At 69.5% G+C, this 20,968-nt stretch carries 22 protein-coding genes; 11 read left to right on the top strand and 11 right to left on the bottom strand.

The features are described 5' to 3' along the window. Nucleotides 1-2: 2 nt before the first annotated feature. Together ACK8HH_RS05835 and ACK8HH_RS05830 are read left to right on the top strand one after the other, a co-directional pair. Nucleotides 3-1,562 (top strand): phospho-sugar mutase, encoded by a 1,560-nt coding sequence (locus tag ACK8HH_RS05835; protein ID WP_062367055.1) that lies wholly within the window; start codon nucleotides 3-5, stop codon nucleotides 1,560-1,562. Next, on the top strand, nucleotides 1,559-2,206 hold the full coding sequence (locus tag ACK8HH_RS05830) for a hypothetical protein (RefSeq protein WP_375002346.1): 648 nt from the start codon (nucleotides 1,559-1,561) through the stop codon (nucleotides 2,204-2,206). Before ACK8HH_RS05835 ends, ACK8HH_RS05830 begins: the two co-directional genes overlap by 4 nt. On the opposite strand, the gene ACK8HH_RS05825 is transcribed toward ACK8HH_RS05830, so the two are convergent. Beyond that, a complete protein-coding gene (locus ACK8HH_RS05825; protein ID WP_412475615.1) occupies nucleotides 2,203-4,125 on the bottom strand; it encodes an ABC transporter ATP-binding protein in 1,923 nt (640 codons plus the stop codon). The two genes, ACK8HH_RS05830 and ACK8HH_RS05825, sit on opposite strands and share 4 nt — an antisense overlap. 75 nt (nucleotides 4,126-4,200) lie before the next feature. On the opposite strand from ACK8HH_RS05825, the gene soxR reads away from it, so the two are divergent. Next, a complete protein-coding gene (gene soxR / locus ACK8HH_RS05820) occupies nucleotides 4,201-4,665 on the top strand; it encodes a redox-sensitive transcriptional activator SoxR (protein ID WP_006896528.1) in 465 nt (154 codons plus the stop codon). A 9-nt stretch (nucleotides 4,666-4,674) separates the two neighbouring features. Here soxR and upp read toward each other — a convergent pair whose 3' ends face one another. Next, on the bottom strand, nucleotides 4,675-5,322 hold the full coding sequence (upp, locus tag ACK8HH_RS05815; RefSeq protein WP_062367062.1) for a uracil phosphoribosyltransferase: 648 nt from the start codon (nucleotides 5,320-5,322) through the stop codon (nucleotides 4,675-4,677). A gap of 86 nt (nucleotides 5,323-5,408) precedes the next feature. Here upp and ACK8HH_RS05810 point away from each other — a divergent pair, with 86 nt between their 5' ends. After that, entirely contained in the window at nucleotides 5,409-5,732 is a 324-nt protein-coding gene (locus ACK8HH_RS05810; RefSeq protein WP_062367064.1) for a type VII secretion target, read from the top strand. Further along, entirely contained in the window at nucleotides 5,729-6,676 is a 948-nt protein-coding gene (locus ACK8HH_RS05805) for a C40 family peptidase (protein WP_062367065.1), read from the top strand. Before ACK8HH_RS05810 ends, ACK8HH_RS05805 begins: the two co-directional genes overlap by 4 nt. 30 nt (nucleotides 6,677-6,706) lie before the next feature. On the opposite strand, the gene ACK8HH_RS05800 is transcribed toward ACK8HH_RS05805, so the two are convergent. From ACK8HH_RS05800 to ACK8HH_RS05780, 5 genes are all read right to left on the bottom strand, one after another. Then, complete coding sequence (locus tag ACK8HH_RS05800; RefSeq protein WP_375002359.1) at nucleotides 6,707-8,416, bottom strand: cytochrome c biogenesis protein DipZ; 1,710 nt, start codon at nucleotides 8,414-8,416, stop codon at nucleotides 6,707-6,709. A gap of 81 nt (nucleotides 8,417-8,497) precedes the next feature. Next, nucleotides 8,498-9,220 (bottom strand): anti-sigma factor domain-containing protein, encoded by a 723-nt coding sequence (locus ACK8HH_RS05795; RefSeq protein ID WP_412475614.1) that lies wholly within the window; start codon nucleotides 9,218-9,220, stop codon nucleotides 8,498-8,500. Nucleotides 9,221-9,222: 2 nt separating this feature from the next. After that, complete coding sequence (locus ACK8HH_RS05790; RefSeq protein ID WP_346075832.1) at nucleotides 9,223-9,771, bottom strand: sigma-70 family RNA polymerase sigma factor; 549 nt, start codon at nucleotides 9,769-9,771, stop codon at nucleotides 9,223-9,225. 61 nt (nucleotides 9,772-9,832) lie between these two features. Beyond that, nucleotides 9,833-10,081 carry a hypothetical protein gene (locus tag ACK8HH_RS05785; RefSeq protein WP_062367073.1) on the bottom strand — a complete coding sequence of 83 codons (249 nt, stop codon included), beginning with the start codon at nucleotides 10,079-10,081 and terminating at the stop codon, nucleotides 9,833-9,835. A gap of 3 nt (nucleotides 10,082-10,084) precedes the next feature. Then, a complete protein-coding gene (locus ACK8HH_RS05780) occupies nucleotides 10,085-10,237 on the bottom strand; it encodes a hypothetical protein (RefSeq protein WP_156479425.1) in 153 nt (50 codons plus the stop codon). A gap of 80 nt (nucleotides 10,238-10,317) precedes the next feature. On the opposite strand from ACK8HH_RS05780, the gene ACK8HH_RS05775 reads away from it, so the two are divergent. Further along, complete coding sequence (locus ACK8HH_RS05775; RefSeq protein WP_412475613.1) at nucleotides 10,318-11,577, top strand: primosomal protein; 1,260 nt, start codon at nucleotides 10,318-10,320, stop codon at nucleotides 11,575-11,577. A 248-nt stretch (nucleotides 11,578-11,825) separates the two neighbouring features. Here the strand turns inward: ACK8HH_RS05775 and ACK8HH_RS05770 are convergent, their stop codons facing one another. The 4 genes from ACK8HH_RS05770 to ACK8HH_RS05755 are packed head-to-tail and all read right to left on the bottom strand — an operon-like array spanning nucleotide 11,826 to nucleotide 15,787. After that, the gene (locus ACK8HH_RS05770) at nucleotides 11,826-12,947 is read right to left on the bottom strand and encodes an adenosine deaminase (protein WP_346075837.1); all 1,122 of its coding nucleotides are present in this window, start codon (nucleotides 12,945-12,947) and stop codon (nucleotides 11,826-11,828) included. A 51-nt stretch (nucleotides 12,948-12,998) separates the two neighbouring features. Then, a complete protein-coding gene (locus ACK8HH_RS05765) occupies nucleotides 12,999-14,012 on the bottom strand; it encodes an LLM class F420-dependent oxidoreductase (protein WP_006897246.1) in 1,014 nt (337 codons plus the stop codon). Nucleotides 14,013-14,054: 42 nt separating this feature from the next. Next, entirely contained in the window at nucleotides 14,055-15,365 is a 1,311-nt protein-coding gene (locus tag ACK8HH_RS05760) for a thymidine phosphorylase (protein ID WP_006897245.1), read from the bottom strand. Continuing rightward, the gene (locus tag ACK8HH_RS05755) at nucleotides 15,362-15,787 is read right to left on the bottom strand and encodes a cytidine deaminase (RefSeq protein ID WP_006897244.1); all 426 of its coding nucleotides are present in this window, start codon (nucleotides 15,785-15,787) and stop codon (nucleotides 15,362-15,364) included. Before ACK8HH_RS05755 ends, ACK8HH_RS05760 begins: the two co-directional genes overlap by 4 nt. Nucleotides 15,788-15,982: 195 nt before the next feature. Between ACK8HH_RS05755 and sdhC the strand changes: the two genes are divergently transcribed. The 5 genes from sdhC to ACK8HH_RS05730 all read left to right on the top strand — a co-directional run bounded on the left by sdhC (nucleotide 15,983) and on the right by ACK8HH_RS05730 (nucleotide 20,967). Beyond that, nucleotides 15,983-16,390 (top strand): succinate dehydrogenase, cytochrome b556 subunit, encoded by a 408-nt coding sequence (sdhC, locus tag ACK8HH_RS05750; protein ID WP_006897243.1) that lies wholly within the window; start codon nucleotides 15,983-15,985, stop codon nucleotides 16,388-16,390. 15 nt (nucleotides 16,391-16,405) lie between these two features. Next, nucleotides 16,406-16,837, top strand: coding sequence for a succinate dehydrogenase hydrophobic membrane anchor subunit (locus tag ACK8HH_RS05745; RefSeq protein WP_006897242.1), 432 nt, complete (start codon nucleotides 16,406-16,408; stop codon nucleotides 16,835-16,837). Nucleotides 16,838-16,853: 16 nt separating this feature from the next. Continuing rightward, a complete protein-coding gene (gene sdhA / locus ACK8HH_RS05740; protein ID WP_006897241.1) occupies nucleotides 16,854-18,608 on the top strand; it encodes a succinate dehydrogenase flavoprotein subunit in 1,755 nt (584 codons plus the stop codon). Beyond that, nucleotides 18,608-19,393 (top strand): succinate dehydrogenase iron-sulfur subunit, encoded by a 786-nt coding sequence (locus ACK8HH_RS05735; protein WP_006897240.1) that lies wholly within the window; start codon nucleotides 18,608-18,610, stop codon nucleotides 19,391-19,393. Before sdhA ends, ACK8HH_RS05735 begins: the two co-directional genes overlap by 1 nt. 323 nt (nucleotides 19,394-19,716) lie before the next feature. After that, nucleotides 19,717-20,967: a D-alanyl-D-alanine carboxypeptidase family protein gene (locus ACK8HH_RS05730; protein ID WP_412475612.1), complete on the top strand. Its 1,251-nt coding sequence runs from the start codon at nucleotides 19,717-19,719 to the stop codon at nucleotides 20,965-20,967. Nucleotide 20,968 lies beyond the last annotated feature (1 nt).

Genomic DNA, 20,968 nt, shown 5'->3' with positions numbered 1-20,968 from the left:
CGATGCTGACCTTCGGAACCGCCGGTCTGCGGGGCCCCGTGGCGCCCGGGCCCGACGGGATGAACGTCGCCACGGTGACCCGCGCGACGGCGGGCCTGGCCGACTGGCTGATCGCGCGCGGACACGCCGGAGCGCCCGTCGTCGTGGGCCGCGACGCCCGCCACGGCTCGGAGGAGTTCGCCGCGGCGACGCGCGAGGTCCTGGCCGCGAGGGGATTCGACGTGATCGCGCTGCCCGGCCCGGCGCCGACGCCGGTGACGGCCTTCGCGACCCGCGTGCACGGCGCCGCCGCCGGCGTGATGATCACCGCCTCACACAATCCGCCGCGTGACAACGGCTACAAGGTGTACCTGGGCGATCCGCCGTGCCCGGGCGCCCAGTTGGTGGGCCCCGCCGATCGGGAGATCGAGGCCGCGATCGCCGCGACCGGACCGGCGGAGACGATTCCCCGGAGACCGGTGGCTCCGGACCGACGAGCCCGCGCCGCGCGCGCCGACTACCTGGCGCGGATCTGCGCACGCTTCGAGGGGGCGATTGCGCGGCCCCTGCGGATCGCGTTGACACCGTTGCACGGCGTCGGCGGCGACCTCGCGGTGGAGGCGCTCGCCCGCTGCGGATTCTCCGACGTGCACGTGGTCGGCGAGCAGTTCGCTCCCGATCCGGACTTCCCCACGGTCGCTTTCCCGAACCCCGAGGAACCCGGCGCCACCGACCTGCTGCTGGCACTGGCCGACGACGTGGACGCCGATCTCGCGGTCGCGCTCGACCCGGACGCCGATCGCTGCGCGGTAGGCATCCGCGACGGCGACCGCTGGCGCATGCTCACCGGCGACGAGACGGGGGCGCTGCTGGGCACCTGGGTCCTCGACGCCGTCGCCGAGTCGGCGGTGCCGCACGGCGACCGCCCGGTGGTCGCCAGCTCGATCGTCTCCGGCACGCTGCTGCACGCCGCGGCGCTGCGTCGCGGCGCCGACGCCCGCCGCACCCTCACCGGGTTCAAATGGCTCGTTCGGGCGGGCGAACCGCTCGTCTACGCCTACGAGGAGGCGCTCGGGCACTGCGTCGACCCGGCTGCCGTCCGCGATAAGGACGGAATCAGCGCGGCGGTGGCCGCCGCCTTCCTCGCGTCGTCCTGGATCGGGCGCGGCGGGCTGGCCGCGGCACTCGGCGCGCTGCACGCTGAGAACGGCGTGCACGTGACGGCACCGCGGTCGCTCCGGCTCGACGATCCGTCCGAGATCGCTGCGATCATGGCCGGTCTGCGCACCGCGCCGCCGGCGGCGCTCGCCGGCATCCCGGTGACGGCCGCCGACTACGCCGAACGCACCGACGGCCTGCGAACCGACGGCGTGGAGCTGACCGGTCGGCGGCCGGACGGCGTCGCTCTGCGCGTCTTCGCCCGTCCGAGCGGAACCGAACCGAAACTCAAGTACTACGGACAGCTGAGCGCGCCGGTCGCGGACGGTAGCGTCAGCACCGTGCACCACGAGCTGTCGCAGCTGTTGGACGACGTCCTGGCCGAGCTTCCGGCCGGTCGTCGCGGGGAGGAGATCCGACGATGAGCTATCCGCAGTATCCGGATCCGGGGTATTCGCAGGGCGGGCCCCCGACCGGTCCTCAGCCACCCCGCAACCAGTCGCCCTGGTCGTCGCCGGCGGTGCTGGTCGCGATCATCGCCGGCGTGGTGCTGCTGATCGGCGGGATCGCCGCCGCCGTCCTGTACTCGCAGGGGAGGAAGTCGGACACCGCGGCCCCGGTCTCGTCGTCGAGTCCACCGACGACCGTCACTCATACCGCGACCGGCACTCCGACGCCGCCCACCGTCACCGCGCAGCCCACCACCACCGCGCCGACGATCCCGACCACCGCGCCGGGCTCAGGTCCGGTCACCGTCCCCGGCGCCGACCGCCAGGGCTTCCTGTCCGGGCCGCGCTGCAACGCCTCAGAGGACGACGCGGTGTTCGTCGGATACACCGAGCGCTCTCGCGTCGTCATCTGCCAGGTGGGCACACAGACCGGCCGCTACTACTACAAGGGCGAGGCCGACGGTGACACGGTCGAGGTGGGGTATCCGACCCGCAGCGGCGACACCTTCGTCGCGACCAACGGCAGCGTCGACTACGTGGTCTCCCCCAGCTCGCTGACGATCCGGGAGAACGGCTCGACGCTCACCGTGGAGCCGATGGTCTCCAGCTGGGTGGATTAGCGGCCCGCTCCTCCGCTCGCGGTCGTGGTGCTCGGAGTCGGACCGGTCGCGAACTGCGTCCGGTAGAGCTCGGCGTAGCGGCCGCCGCGTTCCAGCAGCGATCGGTGGTCGCCGCGCTCGACCACCCGGCCTGATTCGAGCACGATGATCTCGTCGGCCGCCCGGACCGTGGAGAGCCGGTGGGCGATGACCAGCGACGTCCGCCCCGTCAGCGCCTCCGCGAGGGCCGCCGAGACGGCGGCCTCCGACGTCGAGTCCAGGTGCGCGGTGGCCTCGTCGAGGATCACCACCGACGGTCGGGCGAGCAGCAGCCGCGCGATGGTCAGCCGCTGGCGTTCGCCGCCCGAGAGGCGGTAGCCGCGTTCGCCGACCACCGTGTCCAAACCGTTGGGCAGCGAGCGGACCAGATCGTCCAGACGCGCCCGCGCCAACGCCTCCCAGAGTTCGTCGTCGGAGGCGTCCGGCCGGGCCAGCCGCAGATTGGCGCCGACGGTGTCGTGGAAGAGGTGCCCGTCCTGCGTGACCAGGCCGACGGTGCGGTGGATCGCATCCGACCGCAGGTCGCGGAGGTCCACACCGTTGAGCGAGATGCCGCCCTCATCGACGTCGTAGAGCCGGGTGGCCAGCGACGCGACCGTCGACTTGCCCGCGCCCGAACTCCCGACGAGAGCGACCATCGAGCCGGCGGGGACCTCGAAGTCGACCTCGTGCAGGACCGTGCCGCCGGTGCGGGAGTCCAGTTGCGCCACCTCCTCCAGCGAGGCCAGGGACACCTTGTCCGCGGACGGGTACCCGAATGAGACGTTCTCGAATCGGACCGTGACGCCGTCCGCGGCGTCGGGTACGGTCTCGGCCCCGGGGCGGTCCACGATCAGCGGCCGCAGATCGAGCACCTCGAAGACCCGCTCGAAACTGACGAGCGCGCTCATCACCTCCACGCGCGCATTGGCCAGCGCGGTCAGCGGCGCATACATGCGGGTGAGCAGCAGAGCCAGTGAGACCACCGCTCCGGCGGACAGATGCTGATGCACCGCCAGCCAACCGCCGAGACCGTAGACCAGAGCCAGAGCGAGTGCCGAGACGAGCATCAGCGCGGTGTAGAAGTAACTCTGCAGCATCGCCTGGCGGACTCCGATGTCTCGAACGGCGTCGGCGCGGTCGCCGAACTCCTTCGATTCGATCTCCGGGCGCCCGAAGAGCTTCACGAGCGTGGCGCCCGGAGCGGAGAAGCGCTCGGTCATCTGCGTCGACATCCGCGCGTTGTGATCCGCGCTCTCCCGCGCGAGCCCCGCCATCCGGCTGCCCATGCGTCGCGCCGGCACCACGAACACCGGGAGCAGGATGAGGGCGAGCACGGTGATCTGCCAGCTGATCGCGACCATCACGCCCAGGGTCAGCAGCAGGGTCACCACATTCGACACCACCCCCGAGAGGGTGTCACTGAAGGCGCGCTGCGCGCCGATCACGTCGTTGTTGAGCCGGCTCACGAGCGCACCCGTCCGGGTTCGGGTGAAGAACGCGACCGGCATCTGCTGGACGTGGTCGAACACGGCTCGGCGCAGGTCCAGGATCAGCCCCTCACCGATGTTCGACGACAGCCACCGCGTGCCGATCGAGGCCGCAGCCTCGGCGACGGCGATCGCCGCGATCAACAGCGCCAGCATCACGATCTCCCGGCCGGCGGCCGAGCCTCCGGATCCGATGAGGTTGACCACCCGGCCGGCCAGGAGCGGCGTGACGACGGTGAGTACCGCGGTCACCACCGACAGCAGGAGGAAGGTGATGATGCGCCGCCGGTGCGGGCGCGCGAAACCGCTGATCCGGCGCAGTGTCGCCCGCCGGTCCGCCCGGGCCGATTTCGCGTCGGCGGCGTGCATCGACTTGTACATGACGTCCCATGCGACCGATTCCATGCTCATCGCAGATCGCCCCGTTCGGTGCTCATGACTTACAGTGCACTTCATCAAGTGCACTTGATGTCAAGGAAAGGGCCGATGGCCGAGAGCTCGCCGCGCGGAGCGTGGCTCAAACCGGGACAGGTCGCAGACCGTGCGGGGGTCGCCGTCTCGACGCTGCACTACTACGAGCAGATCGGGCTCATCACCAGCCGCCGCACCGCCGGGAACAGGCGGGAGTACCGCAGGGACACGCTGCGGCTGGTCGCCTTCATCCGCGCCTCGCAGACACTCGGCATTCCGCTCGCCCGCATCAAGGCCGCACTGGACGCACTCCCGCATGAGAAGCCGCCGACCAGGCAGGACTGGGCACGGCTGGCTCAGGACTGGCGGGCCGACCTCGACCGCCGCATCGCCGGTCTGGTGGCCCTGCGAGACGATCTGGCCGACTGTATCGGCTGCGGCTGCCTGTCGCTCACCGAGTGTCCGTACGTCAACCCGGGGGATGTCCTGGGCGAACAGGGGCCGGGGCCGCGGCGACTGCCTCCGGCGACCCGGGGATGATCCGGGGGCTCAGCGCGGACCGAACTGGCGGTCGCCCGCGTCGCCGAGCCCGGGAACGATGAACTTGGCCTCGTTGAGCCGTTCGTCGACCGCACCTATCACCAGGCGCAGCGATCCGCCCCACGCGCGCAGCGCGTCGAGCCCCTCCGGTGCCCCGACCACGCAGATCGCCGTGAGATCGGTGGCGCCGCGGGCGACGAGCAGATCCAGCGTGTGCACCAGCGAGCCGCCGGTCGCCAGCATCGGGTCCAGCACGCACACCGGACGCCCGGTGAGGTCCTGCGGCAGCGATGCGAGGTACTCGGTGGGCATGGCCGTGGTCTCGTCGCGGGCCACGCCGACCAGACCGATCCCGGCCTCGGGCACCGCTGCGAGCGCGGCGTCGAGCATGCCGAGACCGGCGCGCAGGACCGGAACGAACAGCGGCGTGGACGCGAGCCTGCTGCACGACGCGTCCCCGACGGGAGTCCGCACCTGCAACGGGCGTTCCGGAACATCCGCGAAGGCCTCGTAGACCAGCATCTGGGCCAGTCGGGCGAGCGCGTTCCGGAAGGCCGCGTTGTCGGTGGCCTCGTCGCGCAGAACCGACAGCCACGCGCGGGTCAGCGGGTGATCGACGATGCGGACGTGCAGGCCTGACGAGGGGGTGTCGGTCATGCGCTCATCGTAATGTCGGGCAGTCGGTGACACGCCGTGGCCGACGGCGGCGGAACCGTTCGGCGGCCGGGTGCGTCCAATTAGGTATGAACGTCCAATCCGGCACACCGGTCATCGTCGATCCGGCCGCGGTCCACGCCGTCGCCGCCAACCAGTCGGGAGCGGCAGAGGCCGTCCGTGCGCGCACGGCGGCCGAGCGATCCGGCACGAGCACGCTGGTACCGACTTTCGGGCTGATCGGCGTCGAGTTCCTGGCCGCGCTCGAACGGCTGGGCGCGGCGCGGGCCGACCGACTCGACGCTCTCGCCTCGCGCCACGCATCGGCCGCCGACTGCGCGAGCACCGCCCGCACCGCCTACCAGTGTTGCGACGGCACCAACGCCGAGGCCGTCGCCGGGGTGCCGGCATGAGTGCCGAACTCTTGATCGCGCCACTCAAAGCGCTGGTGGCGACACTCGGCACCGGAGTGCTCCCGCCCGGGGCGACGGCGGTGTACTCCGACACCGGGTCCGCACTGGCCGAGGCTTCGACACTGTCGGACCGGAGTGTCGCCGCCACCGCAGCGGGCTGGCGCGGCGCGGGCGGCGACCGCGCGGGAACCGCATCACGCCGTCTGGCGGCCGTCGACGACTCGATCGGCACCGCCGGCAGCGACATCACGTCCATCATCGAGCACGCGGCCGGGCGGGTGAAGGAGGCGAACACCGAACTGAATGCTCTCGTCGAATCGTTCGTCGCGACTGCCGCGACGGTCCCGGCGATCGCCTCGCCCGCAGGGCTGGCCGCGCTGGTCCCGCTCGCGCTGAGCCATCTGGCGCGCGGGGTCCACGTGGTGCAGCGAGCGCAGGTCGACCTCTCGCGCGACGCCTCCGCCCTGGAGGGGCAGGCGGCGGCCGATCCGAGCGCGGCGCGGGCCGTCTCCGGTGCCCCGTCGGCCGGTGCTCCGTCGTCGGGCGGCGGACGGATCCCGATCACCCTCCCCGACGGCTCCGTGTCGTACGCCGAGAACGAGCGCGCCGCGACCGCGGTCCGCGCTGCGCTCAGCGTCCAGGGCACCCCGTACGTCTGGGGCGGAACCACCACCGACGGCTTCGACTGCAGCGGCTTCACCCAGTGGGCCTACCGGCAGGCGGGAGTGGAGCTGCCTCGGCTCGCCCAGGACCAGGACACCGCGGGGTTCGCCGTGTCACAGGACGACCTGCAGCCGGGAGACCTCGCCGTCTGGTCCGGGCACGTCGCCATGTACATCGGCAACGGCCAGCTCGTGGAGACCGGCGGCGATCCGGTCGGAGTGACGCCGTTGCGCACCTCCAACGCCGACCAGACCTTCGAGGGCTTCTACCGGCCCCGATGACGGTCGAGGCGGGCGGCCGTCGGTCCGGATTCAGCCGAAGGTGAAGCTGTACACCTCGAGTCCGTCGCTCAGATCGATCGTCGTGTCACGGTGGCGGTAACCGTCGTCAGCGAGGTTGTACAGCCGCGGCGGGACCGAGACGTCGATCGTCCGGTCCGGGGCTCCGGGTGTGTGCACGACCGCGCGGCCGGTGCCGCCGAGAACCGCGTTGACTGATGAGGCGGTGCTGTCGAGGCGGATACGGGCGGCGTCGACCGCGCGCACCGATTCGTCGGTCACGTCGAACTCGCCCGCTAGCGCGTATGTGCTGGGCTTCGAGTCGGCGCCGAATGAGAAGGTGCGGCGTCCCACAGTCAGCGCACCGCCCGCGTAGGAGCCCTCCGAGCGCGACGCCGACACGTACATCTCCGGCGAGATCGGTCCGGAGGCCGGTCCGCCGCCGAGGTCGCCGGCACTCACGGTGGCGCCGCTGACCGGTGCCGGCAGCGCACGCTCGGGCGAGGCCTCGTGGAGCAGAGTGCGGATTCGTTGTTCCATCTCCTCGTAGCCGCCCTCACCGTAGGAGACGGCACGCACGGTGCCGTGCGCGTCGATCAGGTACTTCGCCGGCCAGTAGCGGTTGCCGTAGGCGTTCCAGATCGCGTAGTCGTTGTCCTGCACCACCGGATAGCCGATGTGTTCGTCGCCGATCGCGGCGGCCACATTGCCCGAGTCCTTCTCGAACGCGAACTCCGGCGTGTGGACTCCGACGATCTCCAGTCCCGACGTCCGGTACGCGTCCCACCACTGGCGCACGTGCGGGCCGTCGCGCAGGCAGTTGATGCACGAGTAGGTCCAGAAGTCGACGAGGACCACTTTGCCCCGGAGCCCGGCCACCGTCAGCGGGGCGCCGCCGGGCGTGTTGAACCAGCGACCGCCTCCGGTGAAGTCGGCCGCACTGCCGCAGTCGGCGAGCCCGTCGCCGCCCGTGCACGCCGCGGCACCGCCCGTCTGCCGTCCGAGTGCGCGGTTGACCGCGTCCGACTGCGACAGCGCACGGTCGACCGAGGCGGTGTACGAGGGAATCGCCGCCTGCAGCCGGGCCGGGGCGTCGAAGACGAGTGCCACCGCCAGCCCGATGAGGATCACCCCTCCCACCGCGCGGAAGGTGCGCTGCCGCCGCCGGTACGCGGCCAGCCGCTTCGCCAGCGACGCCCCCGCGACCGCGAACACGGCCAGCGGCAGTGCCGCGCCGACGGCGAACGAGACGGTCAGGACCACGGTCCGCCACCCGATGTCGCCGGTCGCGCCGGCCACCGAGATCGCGGCGAGCACCGGGCCGGCGCACGGCACGTACAGGGTGCCCAGTCCCAGGCCCAGAAGGAAGGGCGCGGCCCGCCCGCCTCGGCCCTTCGGCGTCCACCCGGGCAGTCGCGCGAACGGACGCTCCAGCACATGCGCCACCGACGGGATCAGCATGCCCAGTCCGATCAACACCAGCAGGACGATGCCGGTCCATCGCAGCAGTCCGCTCGGCAGTCCCAGCGCGGCGAGCACCAGAGTCCCGAGCAGCGTGATGAGACTGAAGCTGACCACGATTCCGCCGATGATCGCGATCGCCCGGCCCGGTGACGCCGACGTCTCGCGAGTCCCGGTCTGGGCGCCGCCGGTCACGAAGATGATCGGAATCATCGGCAGCACGCACGGCGACACCCCGGTCACCAGACCTCCGGCCAACCCCACCAGAATCATCGTCAGCATCGCGGATCCATTCCTCTCGACCGGTCTGTTCACGATTGATTCGACGCCGAGCGCGGCGGGGATTGGATCGCGGGACAGATCTCAGGGAATCGGGAACTGGACCACCATCGGTGAGGTCGGCTGCGGCGAACCGGTCATCGGCTCCACCGACAGCGAGACGCCGGCCGGCCGGCTCATGTCGGTCATGATGACGCTCGACGTGTCGGCACCGTGCACCATGCCCGCCGACTTCTTCCGCCCGTCGACGGTGATCCACACCTGGTATCCGGTCCGGTGGTCGGTCGGCGGCAGGTTCTCAACACTCACCACGGTGGCGCGCTGCGACGGTGCGTACATCGCCTTGACCGTGCCGTCGCCGACGGCACCGGTGGCCTTCTCCATGTCGGGTGCGGCGAGCACGTCGTCCATCGAGGTCCCCGAGGTCGACGTCGCCGACGGCCGGTGGTCGGCGACGACCCGCCAGGTGACGACGCCGCCCGCGGCCGCGACCGCGATGCACGCCGCTGCCGCCGCGCGCACCCAGCGGCGCGAGCGGCGCGAGCGGCCGGCGGACGGCGCGGCGGACGCCTCACCGTCCACGGCGCGCATGAGCGCGGCCCGCACCGGCGGCGGTACCGGGTCCGCGTCGGTACTCAGATCTGCCGCGGTCTCCTGCCAGGCGGCCCATGCGGCCGCACATTCGGGGCACGTCTGCAGATGCGCCTCCACCCGGCGCCTGTCGAGTTCGTCGAGCGCGTCGAGCGCGTGCAGGGGCAGCAGATCACGCGGGTGGTCGCGGGTGCTTCCAGATCGTGGAACGCTCATGGTCACCGTCCTCCCATGCAGGTCCGGAGCCGTTGCAGCCCGTCACGGATACGTGTCTTGACCGTGGCCGGACTCAGCGCGAGGGCCGCCGCGACCTCCGAGTACGGCAGTCCGCCGAAGTAGGCGCGATCGATCGCCTCGCGCTGTTTGACGGTCAGCGTGTCCAGGCAGGCCCGCACCCGGATCCGTTCGTCACGCGCCACCACGTCGTCGCTGACCGAGTCGAAGTCCGGGACGCGCGCGGCCTCGAACCGCTCGTCACGCCGGTGTTCGGCCACGTCGTGGCGCACGGTGTCGACGGCGCGGCGGTGGACGAGCGTGGTGATCCAGGCCCGCGCGCTGCCGCGGCCGCGGTCGTAGGCGCCTGCGGTGCGCCATACCTGCAGCCACGCGTCCTGCAGCACCTCCTCGCCGCGGGCGCTGCTGCCGACCACGCGTCGAGCCAGCGCCAACGTGCGCGGGCCGAGTTCGTCGAAGAGCACGTCGAAGGCGTCGCGGTCGCCTTCGCCGACCGCTTCGAGGAGGTCGTCGAACGACACCGTGCCGGTCACGACAGACTGATTCGTGTGGTCCACACCAACCATTCGACACCCGATGCGTCACGGATTGGTGTCACTGCCGATTTCGATCGAAACCAATACTCGGCCGTCTCGGCGACGAATCATCAGCGAGGGCGGCCGAGCCGGCCACCCCGTCGACGAAACGAACTCCGATGATCTCCACCTCCACCCGTCGCACCGCCGTGGTCACGCTCGCGGGCGCCGCCGCCCTGGTCGCAGTGCTCTCGGCGTGCGGCGACGACAACGACAAGACTCCGACCACCCCGTCGACCATGTCCTCGCAGATGTCCCCCGCACCCATGTCTCAGACCCCGATGTCCCCGCCGATGTCCCAGACGCCCATGTCACCGCCGATGTCCTCGCAGATGGCACCCATGTCGCCGACGATGGCGCCGCCGGCCACCAGCGAGATGATGACTCCGCCGGGTGCGATGACGGACGAGAACGGTCCAGCCATGACCGGCCACTGACCCGAGTTCACGACGTCGACCGGCCCCGTGCAGCACGCGAACGAGTTCTTGATTAGGCTCAGTGACCATGGCCGGTGACATCGTTCCCATCGAACTCGGACTGACCGAAGGCAACCTCTTCACACTGTGGGCTCCGCGGTGGCGCGAGGGCGATGACGAGTGGGAAGCGTTCCTGGGTCTGGAAGACGACCTGTACGCGTTGCCCGGCGTCGCCGAACTCGTCGCCTTCGTGCGCACAGACGACGACAACGACCTCGTCGATCACCCCGCGTGGGAGACGATCAAGAAGGTGCAGGCGGCCGAGCTGGTCCCCGACGACCGGCACAGCTACGACCTCATCGGCGTCCCCGAGCTGGCCGCCGAGGACCCGCGACCGGAGGTCCTCGGCGAGCTCGAGGACGCGCTGGAGATCGTCCGCATCATCGGCGAGGTCTGCGAACTGGCCCCGGTCACCAAGTTCTTCACGGGCAACCCGATCCTGGGCGCCGTCACGGTCGGCACCAACAACTTCGAGGGCCGCGACGGCGTCGACCTCTGGGTCCGCATCGGGCGTCTCATCGCCAAGCACTGGGACGATGTGATCGACGCTCTCGATGCGGTCATCACCGTGCCGAAGGTCGACGCCGACGCGGTGACGATCGCCGAGGACGAGTTGGCCGCGGCGGCCTCCGCCGAGGACGAGGACGAGCCCGACTTCGATGCCGAAGAAGTGGTCCTCGACGACGCCGACGACGATGACGAGCAGGACGACGACGAGGAAGACGAGATCGACGAGGACGATTTCTGGGCCGGCGTCGGGATCGATCCCATCCGCATCTACACCGACGCCGGCGAGTTCCTGACCCTGCGCTGCTACCTCGGCGACGATCCAGTGTTCCTGGGCCGTAAGGGCACCATCTACGGTTTCGGATCGCAGCGGGCGCTCACTCGCTTCCTGGCCGACAACGACGACCACGATCTGGCGAAGCTGTCGACCTTCAATGAGGTGCAGGCCGCCGCCGACACCAACGAGATCGAGTACGACGTCCTCCCCGAGAACGTCTACGCGCTCCAGGGCATCGGCGAGGACATCCTGGACGGCCCGCGCCGGATCGACAGCCGCCAGCTCGATCTGGCCGTCGAACTGCTCACCGACGCCGCCGACTACGCGGGCATCGACACGGTCAACGAGGCGCTCGCCACCACCACGCCGCTCGGCTGGTTCGTCGACTACGCCATCAATCCCGACCCGAAGCGGCTCGCCCCGTCGGGCCCGTTCGACAACGAGGCCGAGGTGTGGCGCGCGCTGGTCCACGACTTCGAGGACCGCCTGGTACGGCGGGGTTAGCCGCCGCCCCGCCCCACGGCCAGTTACGCGAGCACGCCTCTGCGCCCTCCTTGGCCAGTTGAGCGAGCCTCCCCTCCTAATAGGCCAGTTGAGCGAGCCTCCCTCCTAGGCCAGTTGAGCGAGCCTCCCTCCTAGGCCAGTTGAGCGAGCCTCCCTCCTAGCCTCCTAGGCCAGTTGAGCGAGCCTCCCCTCCTAATAGGCCAGTTGAGCGAGCGAAGCGAGTCGAAACCCACCCCACCCCACCCCGCTCAGCCCATCAGCACCTCGAACCCGGGCTTGATCACGTCGTCGATCAGGCGCAGACGCTGGTCGAACGGGAGGAACGCCGACTTCATCGCGTTGACGGTGAACCGCTCGAAATCGGCCCACCCGTAGCCGAACTGACGATGCAGGACCATGAACTCACGGCTCATGGACGTGTTGCTCATGAGGCGGTTGTCGGTGTTCACCGTCACCCGGAACCGCAGTTTCGCGAGGATGTTGAAAGGGTGATCCGTCAGCGACGCGACGGCACCGGTCTGCACATTGCTGCTCGGGCACAGTTCCAGCGGAATCCGCTTGTCGCGGACGTAGTCGGCGACTTGGCCCAGCTTCGCGCCGTCGAAGGATGAGTCGGTCGGCCGGGAGCCGGGCGGGAGCACCACGTCGTCCATCACCCGCACCCCGTGGCCGAGCCGGTCGGTGCCGCAGAACGCGACCGCCTCGTGGATCGACGGTAGCCCGAACGCCTCGCCGGCGTGGATGGTGAAGTGCGAGCACTCGCCGCGCAGGTACTCGAAGGCGTCGAGATGTCGGCTCGGCGGATTCCCGGCCTCGGCGCCCGCGATGTCGAACCCGACCACACCGCGGCCACGGAAGCGGACCGCGAGTTCGGCGATCTCGCGAGAACGCGCCGCGTGCCGCATCGCCGTCACGAGGCATCGGACGATGATCGGCCGGCCTCCTCCCGACGACGCCGCGGCCTCCCCCGCCGCGAAGCCGCGCAGCACCGCCTCCACCACTTCGTCGAGGGACAGTCCCTGCTCCAGATGGAGCTCGGGAGCGAACCGCACTTCGGCGTACACCACACCGTCGGCGTGCAGATCCTCCACGCATTCGCGGGCCACCCGCTCGAGGGCGTCGGCGGTCTGCATCACGGCGACGGTGTGCGCGAACGTCTCCAGGTAGCGCTCCAGCGATCCGCTGTCAGCGGCGGTGGCGAACCACTCCGCCAGCTCGTCGGCGTCATCGGCGGGCAAGCGGTCGTAGCCGCCCCTGCGAGCGAGGTCGACGACGGTGGCCGGGCGCAGTCCCCCGTCCAGGTGATCGTGCAGCAGCACCTTCGGCGCCAACCGGCATTCTTCGACGGTGATCGTGGCGGAAGTGACCATGGCCTCGACGGTAGCGCCGATCCGGCGGCCGCGCGCGATGAGCGCGACCGCTCAGTTCAGCAGCGCCGTCAGCATCGCCCCGGCCTCAGCCACCTTCCCGGGCAGATGCCCGTTCGGGACCATGTTGATCACCAGCCCGTCGATCCCCTGGTCGAGTACCCGCCGCTGCAACTGGTCGGCGACGTCGTCCGGAGTACCGATGAACATCCGGTCGGTGGCGCGCGCGTAGGTCTCGTCGTCGATCACTTCCGGGTCCACGCCGGTCTTGCGGAGGTAGTCGTGCGCCAGGCTCCGGGCACGGTCGCCGTCCGCGTCCATGATCACGAAGCTCAGGAAGCTGGTCTCCAGGGTGTCGCGATCGCGTCCGGCCTCCTCGCACCGTGCCGCGAGCGCGTCCATCTTGCGCGGCAGTTCGGAGGCGTTGCAGATGACGTTGAGGTGGTCGGCGTAGCGCGCGGCCAGACCGAAGGTCTTCTTCTCCCCGCCGCCGCCGAGCATGATCGGCAGGTCGTCGCGCAACCGAGGCTGGTTGAGCGTGTCGTGCGCCGAGTACCACTTGCCGGTCAGCTCCGGCCGCCCGCCGCGCAGCATCGGCGAGAGGATCTCGAGCGATTCCGACAGCCGCTCGAACCGATCGGTGAAGGTCCCGAATTCAAAACCCATCTGATCGTGCTCGAGCTGGAACCAACCCGCGCCGATCGCGCACACCGCCCGGCCGCCGCTGACCACGTCGAGGGTGGTGACGGTCTTGGCCAGCATCGCCGGATTGCGATATGTGTTGCCCGTGACGAGCGCCGACAGCTTGATCTCGGATGTCGCACCCGACAGCGCACCGAGCGTGGTGTACGCCTCCAGCATCGGCTCGCTCGGCGCGCCCAGTCCCGGCAGTTGGTAGAAGTGATCCATCACGAAGACGGTGTCGAAGCCGGAGCGCTCGGCCTCCCGCGCCTGCGCCGCAACGGTCGGGAAGATGTCCGCGACCGGTCCGGCGTTCTCCGGCTCGAGCGGGTCGGGGTAGGTGAAGTTGGGAATCTGGTATCCGATGCGAATCCGCTTGTCGACCATGCGATCCAACGTAGCGCCGAAAGCCAGTCGCCGCTCGTCGATTCACCCGGCGGCCGGGACCCGGTCGAGAATGCGTGAAGCGGGCCGGGACACGGGCTCGACGCGCACATCGACCCCGCCGTCGAGGGCGGCCAGCGCACCCTCGATGCGTGTCTCGTCGTCGGTGTGAAGGGTGAGCAGCGGCTGCCCGCGGCGCACCTGGTCGCCGATGGCGGCGTGCCACACGACGCCGGCGGTCGCCGACACGGCCTGACCGGGCCTGCTGCGCCCGGCACCGAGCAGCCAGGCCGCCTGCCCCACGGCCAGCGCGTCGAGCCTCGCCAATCGGCCGTCGCGGTCGGCGATCACCTCGTGGGTGCAGCGCGGCGCGGGCAACGGGGCATCCGGATCTCCGCCCTGCGCCTCGATCATCGAGCGCCAGGTGTCCATCGCCTTGCCGTTCGCCAGGTTGCGGAGCGGATCCACGTCGTGCATCCCGGAGGCGTCGAGCATCTCCGACGCCAGCGCCGCCGTCAGTTCCACCACGTCCGCGGGACCGCCGCCGGCCAGCACTTCCAGGGACTCGGCGACTTCGACGGCGTTGCCCGCGGTGCGGCCCAGCGGCGTCGCCATGTCGGTCAGGAGGGCGCTGGTACGCACGCCCGCGTCCGCACCGAGCGCCACCATCGTCTCGGCGAGCTCCCGCGCGTCGGCCATGTCCTTCATGAACGCGCCGGAGCCCACCTTGACGTCGAGCACCAGCGACTGCGTGCCCTCCGCGATCTTCTTGCTCATGATGCTGCTGGCGATCAGCGGGATCGACGCGACGGTCCCGGTCACGTCGCGCAGTGCGTACAGCTTGCGGTCGGCGGGCGCGAGGTCGGCGGTCGCCGCGCAGATCACCGCACCGACCCTGCCCAGTTGACTGCGCATCGCGTCCACGGACACCTCGGCCCGCCATCCCGGTATGCACTCGAGCTTGTCGAGGGTGCCGCCGGTGTGACCGAGCCCGCGGCCGGACAACTGCGGCACCGCGACTCCGTACGACGCGACCAGCGGCGTGAGCGGCAGCGTGATCTTGTCGCCCACGCCGCCGGTGGAGTGCTTGTCGACGGTCGGCACCCGCCGGCCGCCGCGCCGCAGGTCCGAGAAGTCCATCGTGATGCCGGAGTCGATCATCGCGGCGGTCCAGTCTCCGATCTCGCGACGGGTCATCCCGCGCAGGACGATCGCCATCAGCAGCGCCGACATCTGCTCCGGAGCCACGTCGCCCGCGGTGAATCCGGCGATCATCCCGCGGATCTGCTCACCGGTCAGTTCGCGGCCGTCCTTCTTGGCCAGGATCGCGTCGACCGGCTCGAGCGATGCGGTCACCGGATCGCCTCCAGGTGGCCCGGGCCGAAGGCGTCCGGCAGCAGTTCCCGCAGCGGCCGAGGCCCCGCGGCCGAGTCGACGAGAAGCTCCTCGCCGCCGAACTCCAGGAGCACCTGTCGGCAGCGGCCGCACGGGGTCAGCACGCTGCCGCGCGCGTCACAGACGCTCACCGCTATCAGTCGTTCGCGCGAGGCGCGATCGGCGTCCATACGACCGAGAGAAATGCCCGCCGCGACCATCGACACCTCGGCGCAGAGCCCTAAGCCGTATGAGACATTCTCCACATTGCTTCCGGTGATGATCTGGCCGCTGAGTGTGATTCCCGCCGCACCGACCGCAAAGCCGGAGTAGGGGGCGTATGCCCTGGTCATCGCCGTCGACGCCGCGTTTCGCAATGAATCGAAGTCGATTCCCGCAGTCAATTGATCCCCTCTCCACACAAATCACCGTAGGTAAGGCACACCTAATTAAATCGGTGGACCTTGGTCACATTGCTCCGGCAATTTACGACAACACTCAGCTTAGGTTTAAAGTCAGGAGCATTGGGTCTTGCAGCGACCTACGCGTGCGCTTGCGGTCCCACCCCAAGTCCACGACAACGGAGGCGTAGTTTCGCGATGAGCACCCCCACAGAGGTTGCACCGGCACCGGTGCGCAAGCGCTCTCTCTACAGAGGTGACCCAGGCATGTGGTCGTGGGTGTTGCACCGCATCACCGGCGTGTCCATCTTCTTCTTCCTCTTCGTGCACGTGCTCGACACCGCCGTCATCCGGGTCAACGAGAACACGTACACCGAGATCATCGACACCTACAAGACACCGATCATCGGCCTCATGGAGATCGGTCTCGTCTTCTGCGTGCTCTACCACGCCCTCAACGGTCTGCGCGTCATCCTCGTCGACTTCTGGTCGAAGGGCGCCAAGTACCAGCGCCAGATGCTGTGGGCCATCCTCACCGTCTTCGCGATCGTGTTCATCGCGGCTGCCGTGCGCATGCTGCAGATCCTGATCACGCACGCGCTTTAAGGGAGCTGAGAAACAATGACTGAAGCAAAGACCCTCGGCACCGCCTACGACCGCCCCGCCAGCCTGGACGCGCCGGGTGCCCCGCGCATCCGCAGCCGCGGCAACTTCGAGAAGAACGCGTGGCTGTTCATGCGTTTCTCGGGCCTGGCCCTCATCGTCCTGACGTTCGGCCACATGTTCATCATGCTCATGTGGGACAGCGGCGTGCACCGCATCGACGCGTCGTTCGTCGCAGACCGCTGGAAGTCGCCGTTCTGGCAGGTCTGGGATCTTTTCATGCTCTGGCTCGCGCAGCTGCACGGCGGCAACGGCGTCCGCACGGTGATCGCCGACTACTCGCGCAAGGACTCCACCCGCTTCTGGCTGAACACCTTGCTCGCCCTGTCGATGATCCTGATCCTCGTGCTGGGCACCTACGCGATCCTCACCTTCGGCAGCGCCAGCTAAGGAGAACTAGAAACCCATGCAGGAACACCGCTATGACGTGGTCATCGTCGGCGCCGGCGGCGCCGGTATGCGCGCTGCCATCGAGGCCGCACCGCGGGCCCGCACCGCAGTCCTGACCAAGCTCTACCCCACCCGCTCGCACACCGGCGCGGCACAGGGCGGCATGTGCGCCGCTCTGGCCAACGTCGAAGAGGACAACTGGGAGTGGCACACCTTCGACACGGTCAAGGGCGGCGACTACATCGTCGACCAGGACGCCGCTGAGATCATGGCCAAGGAGGCCATCGACGCGGTGCTCGACCTGGAGAAGATGGGTCTGCCGTTCAACCGCACCCCCGAGGGCCGCATCGACCAGCGCCGCTTCGGCGGTCACACCCGCGACCACGGCAAGGCGCCGGTCCGCCGCGCCTGCTACGCCGCGGACCGCACCGGTCACATGATCCTTCAGACCCTGTACCAGAACTGCGTCAAGCACGACGTCGAGTTCTTCAACGAGTTCTACGCTCTGGACGTCAACATGACGACCGACGAGAACGGCGAGCCCGTCGCCAACGGTGTCGTCGCGTACGAGTTGGCCACCGGCGAGATCCACGTCTTCCACGCCAAGTCGATCGTCTTCGCCACCGGCGGTTCGGGTCGCATGTACAAGACCACGTCCAATGCGCACACGCTCACCGGCGACGGCATGGGCATCATCTTCCGCAAGGGCCTGCCGCTGGAGGACATGGAGTTCCACCAGTTCCATCCGACGGGTCTGGCCGGTCTGGGCATCCTGATCTCCGAGGCGGTCCGAGGCGAGGGCGGCATCCTCCGCAACGCCGACGGCGAACGCTTCATGGAGCGGTACGCACCCACGATCAAGGACCTCGCCCCGCGTGACATCGTCGCCCGGTCGATGGTGCTCGAGGTGCTCGAAGGCCGCGGCGCCGGACCCAACAAGGACTACGTCTACATCGACGTGCGTCACCTGGGCGAGGACGTGCTCAACGAGAAGCTCCCGGACATCACCGAGTTCTCGCGCACCTACCTGGGCGTGGACCCGGTCACCGAGTTGGTCCCGGTGTACCCCACCTGCCACTACGTGATGGGCGGCATCCCGACCAACGTCCGCGGCCAGGTGCTCGCGAACAACGAGCAGATCGTTCACGGTCTGTTCGCCGCCGGCGAGTGTGCCTGCGTGTCGGTCCACGGCGCGAACCGCCTGGGCACCAACTCGCTCCTCGACATCAACGTCTTCGGTCGCCGCGCCGGAATCGCCGCTGCCGAGTACGCCAACTCCACCGACTTCACCGAGCAGGTGGAGAACCCGACGGCGATGGTCGACGGCTGGCTCGCCGGCCTGCTGTCCGAGCACGGCAACGAGCGCGTGGCCGACATCCGCACCGAACTGCAGCAGACCATGGACAACAACGCGTCCGTGTTCCGCACCGACGAGACCCTGAACAAGGCGCTCGCCGATGTCCGTGCACTCAAGGAGCGGTACAACCACATCCGCGTCCACGACAAGGGCAAGCGCTTCAACAGCGATCTGCTCGAGGCCGTCGAGCTGGGCTTCCTGCTCGAACTGGCCGAGGTCACCGTCGCCGGTGCGCTCAACCGCAAGGAGTCGCGCGGCGGTCACGCCCGCGAGGACTTCCCGAAGCGCGACGACGAGAACTACCTGGTGCACACCATGGCGTACAAGAAGGGCGACGGCCTGCTCGCCGACATCGAGCTCGACTACAAGCCCGTCGTTCAGACCCGCTACGAGCCGATGGAGCGTAAGTACTGATGACTGCCACACTCGAATCCACCCCGGCGACCAATGAGCCCCCGCTGCCTCCGGTTCCGGCCGAGGCGACGATGGTCACGCTGAAGATCTACCGGTTCAACCCGGAGAACCCGGACGCCCAGGGCTTCGAGAGCTTCCGTGTCCCGGCGCTGCCGACCGACCGCCTGCTCAACCTGCTCCTGTACGTCAAGGGTTACCTGGACGGCTCGCTGACCTTCCGCCGCAGCTGCGCCCACGGCGTCTGCGGTTCGGACGCGATGCGGATCAACGGCGTCAACCGGCTGGCCTGCAAGCTCCTCATGAAGGATCTGCTGCCGAAGGACTCGTCCAAGGAGATCACCATCACCATCGAGCCCATCAAGGGCCTCCCGGTGGAGAAGGACCTCGTGGTCGACATGGAGCCGTTCTTCGACGCGTACCGCGCCATCAAGCCGTTCCTGATCACCTCGGGCAACGAGCCGACGTACGAGCGGATCCAGAGCCAGGCCGACCGCGCCCGGTTCGACGACACCACCAAGTGCATCCTGTGTGCGTGCTGCACCACGAGCTGCCCGGTGTTCTGGAACGAGGGATCGTACTTCGGACCGGCCGCGATCGTGAACGCTCACCGGTTCATCTTCGACAGCCGTGACGAGGGCGCCGCCGAGCGTCTCGACATCCTCAACGACGTCGACGGTGTGTGGCGCTGCCGCACCACCTTCAACTGCACCGACGCATGCCCCCGCGGCATCCAGGTGACGCAGGCGATCCAGGAAGTCAAGCGCGCCCTGATGTTCGCCCGCTAGAAGCAGACCTTTCTCTGCAGCCCCGACGAGGCCCCCGGTTACTTCCGGGGGCCTCGTCGTCTGCGCCGCGGGCAGCGCTTGTTTCGACTCGCTTCGCTCGCTCAACTGGCCTGGAGTTCGCTCGCTCAACTGGCCTGGAGTTCGCTCGCTCAACTGGCCTGCAGAAGGCCTGGGACTGTCGAACGCTCCCCCAGGCTGGTTGAGCGAGCGAAGCGAGTCGAAACCACCCGCACCCGGACGCCGAGCGGAGCGAGTCGAAACCACCCGCACCCGGACGCCGAGCGCGGACCGCCCGACGACCGCCCTGTAGGGTGACGCTCGTCATGAGCATGTCCGTCTTGAAGCGCGCCGGGGCGACGGTCGCCGCGTTCGGCGTCGTCGCGGCGCTGTGCGCACCGCCCTCGTCGGCCGATCCGGCCGTGGCGGTCACTCCTCCGGTGCCGATGACCACCCCGAACACCGACGCATGCCCGCATCGCACCGATCCGCCGCCCGCGGTCGACGAATCCGAAGCGGTCGCTCCCGGCGTCCCCTCGCCCTCGCCGCTGCCGGTGCCCCAGCGGCCAGTCGGCGGTGACGCGCTCGGCGGATGCGGCGTAGTCGCCGACCCCGCGGCGGGCCCGCTGCCCGACCGTCTCAACTCCTCCGGCTGGCTGATCGCCGACCTCGACTCGGGTCGAGTGATCGCCGCGAAGGATCCGCACGGCCGGTACCGCCCGGCGTCGACCATCAAGGTCCTGCTCGCGCTCGTCGTCCTCGACGAACTCGACCTCGACTCGTCTGTGGAACCGACGCCCGCGGACTGGTCGATGGAGGGCGACTCCTGCGGGATGGGCCCGGGCGGCCGCTACACGGTGCGCGACCTGCTCACCGGCCTGCTGGTCGTCTCCGGCAACGACTGCGCCTCCGCGCTGGCCGGGCGTCTCGGCGGGCATGACGCGGCGCTGGCGAAGATGAACGCGAAGGCCGCCCACTTGGGCGCCGACGACACCCGTGCGGCCAGCCCGTCGGGCCTGGACGCACCGGGGATGTCGACCTCGCCGTTCGATCTGGCGGTGATATTCCGAGAGGCGATGCGGAATCCGGTGTTCCGTCAGATCGTCGCACTGAGGACCTTCACCTTCCCCGGCTATCCGAAACGGCCGGACGTTCCCGGCGACGTCGACCATCCGGCATGGACGATGCACACGTCGAACACCCTGCTCCGCGACGGCTGGCCCGGCATGCTCGGCGGCAAGACCGGGTACACCGACGACGCCCTGAAGACCTTCGTCGGCGCCGCCGAGCGCGACGGCCGCAGGGTGATCGTGACTCAGATGTACGGGCTCAACGAAGCCGACAACATGTACTCGCAGCAGGCTGAGCGGATGTTCGACTACGGGTTCGCGGCCCCGCCCGACACCTCCGTCGGAACACTCGACGTCGCCGATCCGCCATCGGCCGCTGCCACGACCGCCGAGCCGGGCCACGACGATCCCTCGCCCGCCTCGGTCTGGACGGCAGGGCTCGTGGCCTTCGCCGCCGTGTGTCTCACCGCCGCGGCGGTCCTGTGGCGGAAGCGATCACGGCGCTGAC

The sequence above is a fragment of the Gordonia sp. LUNF6 genome, from assembly GCF_047041125.1.
In the GTDB taxonomy this organism is placed as follows: domain Bacteria; phylum Actinomycetota; class Actinomycetes; order Mycobacteriales; family Mycobacteriaceae; genus Gordonia; species Gordonia sihwensis.
The sequence above is the reverse complement of the archived record's forward strand: the minus strand, read 5'-3'. Positions and strand labels throughout refer to the sequence as shown.